9 protein-coding genes are annotated in these 10,534 nt (G+C 65.6%); 5 read left to right on the forward strand and 4 right to left on the reverse strand.

The genetic code is table 11. The annotated features are described in order from the left end of the window. Positions 1-304: 304 nt before the first annotated feature. From ACYU8W_RS12225 to ACYU8W_RS12235, 3 genes are all read right to left on the reverse strand, one after another. A complete protein-coding gene (locus tag ACYU8W_RS12225) occupies positions 305-679 on the reverse strand; it encodes a hypothetical protein (RefSeq protein WP_499469419.1) in 375 nt (124 codons plus the stop codon). Between the two features lie 1,141 nt (positions 680-1,820). Then, the gene (locus tag ACYU8W_RS12230; RefSeq protein ID WP_499469421.1) at positions 1,821-3,089 is read right to left on the reverse strand and encodes an MFS transporter; all 1,269 of its coding nucleotides are present in this window, start codon (positions 3,087-3,089) and stop codon (positions 1,821-1,823) included. Beyond that, positions 3,086-3,676 carry a helix-turn-helix domain-containing protein gene (locus tag ACYU8W_RS12235; RefSeq protein ID WP_499469423.1) on the reverse strand — a complete coding sequence of 197 codons (591 nt, stop codon included), beginning with the start codon at positions 3,674-3,676 and terminating at the stop codon, positions 3,086-3,088. Before ACYU8W_RS12235 ends, ACYU8W_RS12230 begins: the two co-directional genes overlap by 4 nt. Positions 3,677-4,091: 415 nt before the next feature. On the opposite strand from ACYU8W_RS12235, the gene ACYU8W_RS12240 reads away from it, so the two are divergent. Beyond that, positions 4,092-4,307 carry a plasmid mobilization protein gene (locus ACYU8W_RS12240; protein ID WP_499469425.1) on the forward strand — a complete coding sequence of 72 codons (216 nt, stop codon included), beginning with the start codon at positions 4,092-4,094 and terminating at the stop codon, positions 4,305-4,307. A 478-nt stretch (positions 4,308-4,785) separates the two neighbouring features. Here ACYU8W_RS12240 and ACYU8W_RS12245 read toward each other — a convergent pair whose 3' ends face one another. Continuing rightward, on the reverse strand, positions 4,786-4,953 hold the full coding sequence (locus ACYU8W_RS12245; RefSeq protein WP_499469427.1) for a hypothetical protein: 168 nt from the start codon (positions 4,951-4,953) through the stop codon (positions 4,786-4,788). Positions 4,954-5,343: 390 nt separating this feature from the next. On the opposite strand from ACYU8W_RS12245, the gene ACYU8W_RS12250 reads away from it, so the two are divergent. The 4 genes from ACYU8W_RS12250 to ACYU8W_RS12265 all read left to right on the forward strand — a co-directional run bounded on the left by ACYU8W_RS12250 (position 5,344) and on the right by ACYU8W_RS12265 (position 10,305). After that, positions 5,344-5,970, forward strand: a complete 627-nt coding sequence (locus tag ACYU8W_RS12250) for a hypothetical protein (protein ID WP_499469429.1) — start codon at positions 5,344-5,346, stop codon at positions 5,968-5,970. A gap of 601 nt (positions 5,971-6,571) precedes the next feature. Beyond that, complete coding sequence (locus ACYU8W_RS12255) at positions 6,572-6,763, forward strand: hypothetical protein (RefSeq protein ID WP_499469431.1); 192 nt, start codon at positions 6,572-6,574, stop codon at positions 6,761-6,763. A 903-nt stretch (positions 6,764-7,666) separates the two neighbouring features. Beyond that, a complete protein-coding gene (locus ACYU8W_RS12260; RefSeq protein WP_499469433.1) occupies positions 7,667-8,932 on the forward strand; it encodes a ParB/RepB/Spo0J family partition protein in 1,266 nt (421 codons plus the stop codon). Positions 8,933-9,390: 458 nt separating this feature from the next. After that, entirely contained in the window at positions 9,391-10,305 is a 915-nt protein-coding gene (locus ACYU8W_RS12265; RefSeq protein ID WP_499469435.1) for a hypothetical protein, read from the forward strand. The last annotated feature ends 229 nt before the right edge of the window (positions 10,306-10,534 follow it).

Raw genomic sequence — 10,534 nt, forward strand, 5'->3', positions numbered from 1 at the left:
CGCGACACAGCCGACCGCGTCACAGTCGGTGCGTCCCACACCTCGCCCGACGCGTCCACCACCAGCGACCACACCGAACCGCCACTCGAAGCCCGCACCCGGACGGCCTTCACAGCACCCTCACGCGCCGCAGCAGACTCCGCTGCAAGACGAACAATCGCCGACGCCGGCTCCTCCCCCTCAGCCAGCTCCACACGATGACCCTGGAACCACGCCACCCCCTCCTCATCGACCTCAGCCGACAAGACCGGAAAAGCAGGCACACTCGGGCACTGTCTCGATTCGGAGGACTTCGGTTGCTTCCTCACGCCAAAGCTCCGAACAAGCGCGTTTCGGCACGCCTGCTTGGCGAACTGTTTTCGGTGATCTGCAGCCAATCCTTCAAGCTGCGGGCGTGCTCGCAGCGAAGCACCGCAGCGCTCCAGCCATCAAGGTCGACAAAAGCCAAACGGTCCGCCTTCTCCTGCCACTGCCGGGACGACTCTCCTAACCCCGCGATGAGATCGCGGCGGGTCGCTCCCTGGACCTGGAGGCCACTGCCCTCCACCGTCACAGACGTAGGGGAGCCCAGTCGCATCAACGCCAGAGCATGCGCGGCAACCTCGCGGGCCACCTCGACATAGATCCCCGGCATCCCAAGACACATCGACCAACTGGGTAGATCGGGCGTGTGCGGCATGTTGTGCCTCCCTCGTAGCTCTGTCGCCGGCACACTCTGCGTACAGGTGTACCTCGCCGTCTGTTGCAAGAGTACACCTGTACGCCTGCAGTGCAAGCGGCTTCCTCTTCTGGACTGCGATCCGTAAGCGACTTGACTACTTGTCCAACTCGGGAACAGCAGGTAGGCCTAAGCTCGGGTCACCCAAACTCTTTTTGAGTGAGCTAGAACCAGAGGAAGGAGACCGTGGCGGATGGCTAACCGCGCCGGATCACAGGACCTTCCCGGGCTTGCTGAGAATCTCCAGTGGTTGATGGACCACCTGCCGGACCCTGCCGGTGCGCGGTGGACGTACGTGGCGTTAGCCCACTCTTGCGCTGCACGGGGTGCGGAGATTTCACCAGCAGCCCTTCGACATTACGCATCCGGCCGAAGAAAGGCCCCGCCAGCCAAGCTTCTGTTCGTTCTATCAGACGTTCTTGGAGTAGATCCCCGCTTCTTCTGGTCCGAGGCTGACCGAATCAAGCGCGAGATCGATCAGCTTGTGAAGCAGCGGCGTACTACTCAGGCGGCAGGCGAGTCCGCGTAACCGTACGCGAGCAAACGCGCGGCTAGGTCAGGATTGACTCCCACGATGCCAAGCTGCGCCAGTTCTTCGCGGCTGTGCGGCTCAACGGCTAGGTGATCGCATGTCGCGACGGCGTCAGAATGTGTCTCAATCACGCTCTGATCCCCCATCGCGCCTCCCCTTCGGACCCTTCCGAGCCTGTGCCCGATGACGGCTATCAAACCTGCTCGACACCGGGCATGGAAGGTGTCGCGGCGACTCTTGAACAAGGTTTTACTATCCACAATATTGGATAGTGGCTGCAGTATCCTCGCGCCATGCACCTGCCGGCATTCACCGACCGATTCAATGCACTCCTCGGGGCGAGTGAGGATCTTTCCGACCAGCAGTCACCTCGCCCGTGGGGACTCTTGCCCCTCCAGGCAGCTATGGCCCGACACGGTTTCAAGCTCTCCCGCGGCCAGCTGTCGAACCTGCGGGCTGGAGTCACAAAGAACCCGTCTGGCTATGTTCTGCTCGCCATATCCTCAACGCTCTCGGTCGACGTTCGGGTCTTCTTTGATGAGGGCATATTTGCCGATGAGCTTCGCCGGCTCACGTTCGAGCGGGATGCTCGTCGTGGCCACGAGCTCTAACTGTCGCAAGTGCGAGGACACTGACGCCGGCTAGCACGCATGTCATGACCAGGCCAGCTCTCGGGACATCGAGGACGGCCGTGAGCGCACCGTAGATCGCGAAGCCCACGGGGATACCGCCGAAGATAGCCGCCTGTCGCAGGGAAGTAACGAACCCTAGATGCTCGCTGGGTGTTGCAGTTGTGATGTAAGCGATGAAGGTCTGAGCGGCGAAGGACAACATCACGCCTCCAGCGAACGCGGAAGCTGTCACCTGCCACGGCTCGGTGGAGACCGCCAGTGCAGCGAATGCCACACAGGCAGCAAGCATGACCAGCAGGCCAGTGCGAAGGCGATCAGAACGTCGACGAGCTGCGCGGGAGTAGAGAAAAGCGCCCAGGGCAGCGCCTAGGGAGAAACCAAGGGTAGCGATTCCAAAGACTGTCCCTGACCAACCGAATTCCTTTGCTTTCAGTGGAATTCCGGCGATCAGAGGCGCCGTGCTAGCCATGTTCCCCAGCATGAACACCCCGAGAAGCGAGCTGATTGCGCGGTCAGACCGCACTATGTGGATGCCTTCGGCTAGTTGGTGTCGAAATGCTCGCGGCCGGTGTCCGAGCCCTTCGACGGTCTCACCCTCTACCCGCTTGATCGTTCCCGCCCGGATCACAACGCCAAGCAGCGCCCGAGCCAAGAGGAGCAAGGCCAGCATCGACCACCCGACCGTTCCTCCAGCCAGAACGACCAAGGACCCAGCGACTGGTGCCGCCGCGACCTCGACGACCTGGGTGGTCCACCCGATGGTGGCGGTCAGTTGCTCTTGTTCCTCTTCCTCGGTCACAACAAGGCCGCGTAGTCCGTCGATTGCCGGCATGTGCAACGCATCGACTAGACCGAAGACCAGGGTCACCGCTATCAGAGGAACTAGTCGGGTGTCTGGGTCCATCAGAAGGACGGCACCGAAGCCAGCCGCGAGGAGAATCCGCACTGTCAGTGTCCACTTGGCTGTGCTGAGGAGCCCCAACCTATCTCCCAGCAAGCCGCCGGCGACCAGCAAGATTGCGCGAGGAACACTCTCCAGGCCAAGCAGCGCCGCAGTGACCCATGCACTGCTAGTCGAGTGAACGATTACCCAGGCCAGTGCTACGAAGAAGATGGCAGATGCGGCTGTGTCGACCACGAAGGCAGCGATGTAGGGGCGCACGCCGGGGCGGCGGTGCCAGACCACGGGCTCTACGGCTGTGCTCAACGAGGAATCCCTAAGTCCACTGGGAAGCCGGCGAGCGTCACAAAGATGTGCTGAGTCTCATTGTCGCCTGAACCCCGGCTCTGCGACGCCTTTTTTGCCCGCTCAAGCACCTCGGCTAGCTCTGTATCAAGGCGCTGCAACTCCTCGGCTGTCAGCTGGAGCTGATAGTCGCGGCCGATCGCAGCGTCCGCCCACTCATCCCGCCATTCACCATCACGAACCTGGTCATCAAACGCCCTCATCCGCGAGATTCGGTGATAGGTGGTGGCGCGCTCCAGGGCGCGAATCGCTGCCGTCATCTCTGGATCGGTCGTCATACTTTCATCCCAAGCAGCTTGAGGCCGATGCCCGATGGGCACTTCCTCCCACACCGTCCGAGTACGGTCCCGTTCGCCGACCACGCGAATGATCTCAGCCTCTTCAAGAGTGCGCAGATGATGAGCCAATGACCGACTGCTAGTGACCTTCATCAACTCGGCTGTCGTCAGTTGTCGCCGGTAGCGCAAGGCTTCGACAATCTGTAGCCGGGTCGGGTCTGACAGCGCACGAAACCGAAGCTGTAGGTGGTCTCGGGGGGTCGTGGTCACGGCGTAGACCCTAGTCATGTCTATCGAAGGCCCGCTAGGATCAGGGCTGAAACCGCTGTGGCAAGGAGAACGGAGGTGGGGCCCGTGAGGAAGGTCGTTGCAGCACTCATGCTCGCGGCTGCGGTGCTTTCGCCGATCGTGACGAGCGGCGATGCGGCATCGGGATCAGTCGAAGCTGCTCGATGCACCATGTGCTGACTCCCGTAATCTGACGGGAGGGGCCATCATCCACGAAAGATGATGGCCCATCGCTTTCCGTTCATAAGGTACACCTGTACCGTAGGCCATAGACTAAGGGGCGGTGGATGTGCCGCTGCGAGACGCTGCGCGACACGCCAAGCAGGTGAGTTCCAGACTCCCGCTTTCCTGCATGCAAAGATGCCAAACAACGTTTCGAGGATTTGAAGGAGGAGACATGCCGACTCCAGCCGCCGCGCACCGCAGTTCTGAGCGTGGCCACACGGTGGCGTTCCGACTTTCGAAGGCAGACCGGGACGAGCTGAAGCGACGTGCCGCGGAGTGCGGAGTCAGCGTCCAGGCGTACCTCGAGTGGAAAGCCCTCGACCGCGTAGCTCCACGTGACCTTCCTCCGGGTCCGGTACATCAACGGGAGCTGCCTTTGACCGGATGAGGCTTCGCGGCAGTGCCGCGACATGACGAAGGCCCCCGTTACCGCGGGAGCCCTCGTAAGCGAAACCGAGTTAGCGCTCGGCCTCTATGTACACCTACTCGCCAGAGAGGTGGGTTGTCTGCTGCCCACGATACCCCCTACCCATTTTCCGGTAAAGCCAACGCGGCACCGTGTTTCTCGACGAGTGCCGGAACCGTTGCTGCCGGCGGCGCGCGCCTCGACGGTGGCCGCGATTGCGACGCGTGCCCGTCGTCCTGCAGCTCCCCCGGTGTCCGGTGTTGGCCCGGGTTCGCTTCCGCGTCGTGCTCGCCGTCGGCTGCCGGTGTGGTCGAGCAGATCGACCTACATCGACTTGGTGCAGGCCCTCGCGGGCACTCCCGAGTTGCGCGCGGCGTGCCGCCGGCACGAGATCGCAGTGACCACCTGGTGCGCAGTGATGACGTCAGCTGCGATGCACGCGGACGGCCGCACCGGCGAGCTACGGGCGGAAAAGGCGGTCGTGGCGGCCGATTGCAATCGCGAGGCAAAGACCGTTCAACGGTCCATGGCGATCGCCGCCGAGTTCGGGATCGCTCTCGAGCTGTACCGCGGCCGCGAGCTCGGTCGAGACGAGCGCATGGCCCTCGCGGCCGAGTTCGGACGCCACCCGCAACGCGGGATCCCTTCGGTGTGGCAGCTCGCCTACATTCCCCCGACGATCAGCTGCCGGTTCACCCGACTCACCCGCAACCACGCCGGCCGCTGGATCATCTACCTCGGTAGCCACGCCGCCGCGGTCGCGACTGATTCACCAGGTCTTCGTCCACCTTCCCCCTTAGGGGCAGCTTTTCGAGTAACCAACCTTCAACTTCTCAACCTTCACGGTCAGAGACCGGCCGCAAGCGGCCGACGAAAGGACGCGGCTTCGCCGCGCCCATCCCCGAGGAAGAGAGTCGACCCCCGCCGGAGGGCCGCGACGGCCCGTCTGGCCGCTCGGGTAGCCGCAGGACTGCCCTGGCTGGCCGGAGAACCGCTATCGAGGCTTACCCCGGCCCTGATGCGGTTCGCCACCGCGAACACGCCGTGGACGGGCGCTGACGTGCTCGCTGCCCTCGCCGACCAAGCGCTGCGGCGTGGCCACCGTCTAGTCGACCTCGACCCCCACCTGATCCAGACCCGCCCCGCAGTCGTGCTGGCCGGCTTGCTGCGCGACCTCGACATCGAGGCCGACCACCCCGGTTTGGCCGAACTCGACGCTATGGGCCGGCATGGAGAACCCGACACTCACTACACCTACTACACGCATTACACCCAGCACATCCCGCCGCATGAGTGCGACCAGGGATGGGTCACCGTCGTCGACGAGCACGGCCACGAAGCGGTGGCCCGCTGCATCGGCGGAGCAGCCTGCACCCGCTCCCCGCACCACGACGACCACCAGGACCAGGGCGAAGGGTTCTTCGACACCATGCCCGCCGACCTCGCGGCCGAGCTCGACGATCAGCTTCGGCGTGCACGAACGCGCCGCCCCCAGTTCCCTGTCCTCACCGTCGACCAGGCCCGCGCTCATTTGCGGACCCGACCCGACTGGGGACGCTCCCTGCTGGCGTCCGCGCCGGCCGGGCTCACCGACGACGAGGCCGTGGTGTGGGCGGCCGTGGAGCACCTGCGCCGGCTGAGCTGACCTAGCCCCACGCCTGGCCCTCCCTTGGGCTCATCTCGCCGAGGTGACCTCCTGACAAACGTCACCGGGCCCCGAAGGCTCGATTTGGGTCAGCGGGCACCGCACGTAGGTCGGCCGCTGGCACCCACCGCTGCATCACGACAGCCTCCCGCTCGGCCGAGGCTCGTCCCGAGTCGGTCGGCGCCGGTTCGATGGCCACGATCACTAGGGCTTCCCACTGGTATCTCCGGCGTCTCCAGCTGGCGACCAGCCCTTGGACTGGCGGCTCGTGCTGATGCGAGGACGACCCAAGCGGATGCGCCGGCGGTCCGAAGTGGCCCTTTCCGCCAGCCACCCACACATGCCGTGTCGAGCTCGGTGTGCGCCAAGTGCGATCCGCTCGAGACTGCCCCACCGCCTCACTCTATCGAACATGTGTTCGATTTATTCCGATCTCTGATCCCGCGCCGATCCTGTCGCTTTGGGCGGTGACTCCGCGGAAGAGATGCAGCGGGAAAAAACCGTTGCCGGCCGGGGTCTCGTGACCTCTGAGGTCACCTCTCGGCCGCCAACCGCACCTGTCCTCGCCAGTGGACGGGTGCAAACCCAAGGAGGAGCACCCATGAACAGTGGTGATCTCAACGGCGTCGCCCGAGAGCGTGAGCAGGATGCTGGGTCCCCATCACCGCGGCGGCGTCAGGCCGTGGCCAGTGATCGTTGGTGGCGGTTGGTAGGCACCGGGTGGCGCGCGATCAGGGCTGCCGATGATCTCGGGCGGTTGGCGGAGTGGCTGATCGACCAGCTCTTCCAGTGAGCTTCGTCGACAGACCGCAGGCCCGGACACGCCCCAGGGGCGTGACTGTGTTCAGCGGGGCGGCCGCGGCCTTCGGCCCCTTTTGCGGCCGCTCCGCCGGGAGTCCGCTTCCAGCCTGGTCGGGTATGGCACGCGCAGGGCTCTCCCAGCCTGACACCGCGGGGACCCCGACCTGTCAAGGCTCTCCGCTTCGCTCCGATCGCTGCGCGACGGCCTGCGGCCGGCCTTGACAGCCCACCCTCACGGCGTCAGCCAGGGGTCGCCCCACGCGGGCCGCCACCGGATCGCCCGGTGGCGTTCTACAGGAAGGAGGCGAGGCCAAGTGTCGAACACCCAGCAGTGGGTGGAGCTGGCGATTTCGGTCGTCACGCTCGCCACAGCGGTAGTGACGCTTGGCGCAGCGGCCGCTACTCGTCGTCGCGAAAGCGAACGGCGCCCACGAGTTCGAGCTCGTGGACGCCGCAGACGAACTAGTCGCCGCTAACCCAAGTGGGAGGGTCCCGGTCATCCGGGCTGGGGCCCTTCCCTTGGAACACATTCTACCGCCGCATCACGACTCAGGGAGCCGCCGATGAACACACTCCTCAACCTCATCCTCATCGCCATCAACCTCGAACTCCTCCGCCGCATCCGCCACTGATCCCGTCCCCGGTCGCGACGACCGGGGACGAACAATGCGCAGCCATCGGCCAGTGTCGGTTGTTCTTCGCTGCGCTCAGAAACGGAGGCCGCTGCGCGACCACAGCACCCGAGGAGGGGGGTCGCCTCGGCCGGGTGCGCGCGAAATCGACCGTCCATCATACGAGATACCACAAGCAAACAGTGCCATACATGCCATACATGCCATACACTGAATACATCAACACACGGGGTACCACCCACCAACCGAAAGGAAGCGACATCATGACCGACACGACGAGCACCCAGCAGCACACCACCGAACTGGTCGAGGTCGACCCGCGCACCGTGACCATCGGGACGAACGTGCGCTTCGACGCCCGCCTGGACAAGGCGTTCATCGCCTCGATCAAGGACCGAGGCGTCCTGCTGCCGATCCGGGCCTACCGCAACGCCGACGGTGGCATCGTCGCCGTGGACGGGCAGCGCCGCACCCTCGCAGCCGTCGAGGCCGGACTGGGCACCATCCCGGCGTACGTCTCCCCCTCCCCCGAGGATGCCGAGCGGATCGTGGACCAGTTGGCCGCGAACGACCACCGCACCGCGCTTACCGCCGGGGAGCACGCGGCCGCGTTCGAGCAGTTGACCGCGTTCGGGCTGACCCCGACGCAGATCGCCAAGCGCACCGGCCACAAGCGCGCCCAGGTCGACGCGGGCCTGGCCGCTGCCGCATCCGAGGCCGCCCGCGACGCCCTCAGCGCCCACGACGCCCTGACTATCGACCAGGCCGCCGGTCTGGCCGAGGTCGACGACGACCCCGACGCCGTCGCGCGGCTGATGAAGGCCCTCAGTGACGGACAGTTTGACCACACCCTGCAGCGCATCCGCGACGACCGCTCCGAAGCGCAGGCCCGCGCCGAACTGACCAAGGCGCTGACCGCTGCCAAAGTGACCGTGATCGACCAGCCCAGTTACGACGACCGCAAGGCCGCGCAGTTGAGCCACTTGAAGGGCAACGACAACGGGGGCCTGGGCGTGAAGGAACACGCCGAGTGCGCGGGGCACGCGGCCTACCTCGTCCAAAGCTGGCGTGATGAGCAGGTCCAAGCGGTCTACGTCTGCACCGACTGGCGCAAGCACGGCCACCAGGACCGCTACGGCAGCACCCCCTCCTCCAAGAAGTCCGCCGCCGAGATGAGCGACAGCGAGCGGGAGGCAGCCGCCGCCGAACGACGCGACGTGATCGAGTCCAACAAGGCGTGGAAGGCGTCGGAAACCGTGCGCCGCGAGTGGGTGACCAAGTTCCTCACCCGCAAGAGCGCCCCGAAGGGCAGCGCCGCATTCATCGCCGCCGCACTGTTCTACGACACGCACGGCCTGAACAAGCACGCGGGCGGTGACCTAGTCGAAACCTTCACCGGCCACCGTGGCGGCTACCGCGATCCCGCCGCCCAGAGCGCCCTCGACCAGGCCACCGAGGGCCGCGCCACCGTGCTGGCCCTGGGCTACGTCATGGCAGCCACCGAGGCCGGGACCGGCACCCACTCCTGACGACAGGTGGACAAGCACACCGCCCGCTACCTGCGGTTCCTGGCCGCCAACGGCTACACCCTCTCCCCCGTCGAGGAACGCGCCGCAGGCATCAAGAAGCGCAGCACCAAGAAGTAACCAACGGGGCCGGCGGCCGGCGGCGGGCGACCTGCGGTCGCCGGCTGCTGCGCAGCCGGATAGCGGCGTCGGCTTCGCCGACCCGTTGTTCTGCCAGTCGAGGGCCGGGCGCGCGCTCCGCAAGCTCCGCGCGACACCTTGCCCGGCCCGACTGGCTCGGAGCGGCCTTCGGCCGCGCTCAGAGCTTTGAGGAGGGGGTCCGCCTCGGCCGGGTCGCGCGCGAGATCGACCGTCCATCATGCGAGATATAGCAAGCAAACAGTGCCATACACGCCATACATGCCATACACTGAATACATCAACACACGGGGTGCCACCCACCAACCGAAAGGACGTCAGCCATGACGAACCGCCCGACCACCTCCCTTACCGCCTCCTCACTGCTCGGCACGATGCCCGCAACCTTCGGCATTCACCTGATCGACGCCGCCACGGTCACGGCCCTGGATGCCGGAAACCGCGTGATCGGAACGGCCCGGTTCGACCTGGACGAGGCAGGGACACCGGACGACTTCGCGGAATACACCATCCGACTCATCGAAACCTTCCGTACTCACGGAGACGTCCGCCGTCTGCTTGTTGCACTGTGGAACCCCACGAACACCGAGACCGACCCGGCGGCCCACGCCATCGAAGCGGGAGCGCTGCCGTGCGGCATCGACACAGACACCTACGTCGTGACTGGCCAAACCTTCCAGGACTGCACGACCGGCGAAGTCGTGCCGCTTGCCGGTGACGACGACCCGCACGTCATGCGTACTCGGGTGCAGACCGGGGCACCCGTGGCCGTCGAGGAACTGCGGGCAGCATGGACGGGTCAGGGCACCCTCGCCCCGGCCACGTCCACCGACCGCATCGAGGCCGTCACCACGTTCCTGCTGATGATCGAGGGCAACCGAGTCGAGGACGACCAACTAGCCGGTCTGGCAACGGCCCTGACCGACCTGGCCCTGCGGGATGCACTGCTCGCCGACAATCACAAAGACGTGGTCGCACTGTCGACGCCGATACGGGAAGCGGGCGACAAGGTCGGATACCCGGTGATCGTCGAGGCGTTGCGTCAAGCCGGATCCCGGATGGCCACCGGTCACCGCGCCCCGTTCTGGACGATTGCCGGAATCATCGCCCACGGCTCGCCCAACACCGTTCCCGGAGCAACGGTTCAGATCGCCCTCCACGCCGCGCAGGGTGACGACCCCGATTACAAGCTCGCCACCTGGGCGAGCCTCGCCATCGCGCGAGGTTTCGACTTCTAAGCCCATACAGGCCATACAGCGGGGTCGGGAGTCGTGCAGGCTCCTGACCCCGCTCCCCTGCCGTCTGATGCCGTCTGGGTGCGCGCTGCGTCGCCGGGTGCGGGAGGTGCGATTGGTGGGCCAGGTGAAGGGCCGGCCTCGCGTCCCTCCGCTAGCGCTCCGGGCCGCGAGGCCGGCCGGGACTGGGTTTGTGCCGGGTGGAGTCTGTGTCGTCGGGTGCGGGTGGTTG

The sequence above is a fragment of the Yimella radicis genome (assembly GCF_054778255.1).

Excerpts from the sequence above, each read along its gene's own strand:
- ACYU8W_RS12225 (WP_499469419.1), bottom strand. The coding sequence starts at position 679 with ATGCCGCACACGCCCGATCTACCCAGTTGGTCGATGTGTCTTGGGATG.
- ACYU8W_RS12240 (WP_499469425.1), top strand. The coding sequence starts at position 4,092 with ATGCCGACTCCAGCCGCCGCGCACCGCAGTTCTGAGCGTGGCCACACG.
- ACYU8W_RS12250 (WP_499469429.1), top strand. The coding sequence starts at position 5,344 with ATGCGGTTCGCCACCGCGAACACGCCGTGGACGGGCGCTGACGTGCTC.
- ACYU8W_RS12255 (WP_499469431.1), top strand. The coding sequence starts at position 6,572 with ATGAACAGTGGTGATCTCAACGGCGTCGCCCGAGAGCGTGAGCAGGAT.
- ACYU8W_RS12260 (WP_499469433.1), top strand. The coding sequence starts at position 7,667 with ATGACCGACACGACGAGCACCCAGCAGCACACCACCGAACTGGTCGAG.
- ACYU8W_RS12265 (WP_499469435.1), top strand. The coding sequence starts at position 9,391 with ATGACGAACCGCCCGACCACCTCCCTTACCGCCTCCTCACTGCTCGGC.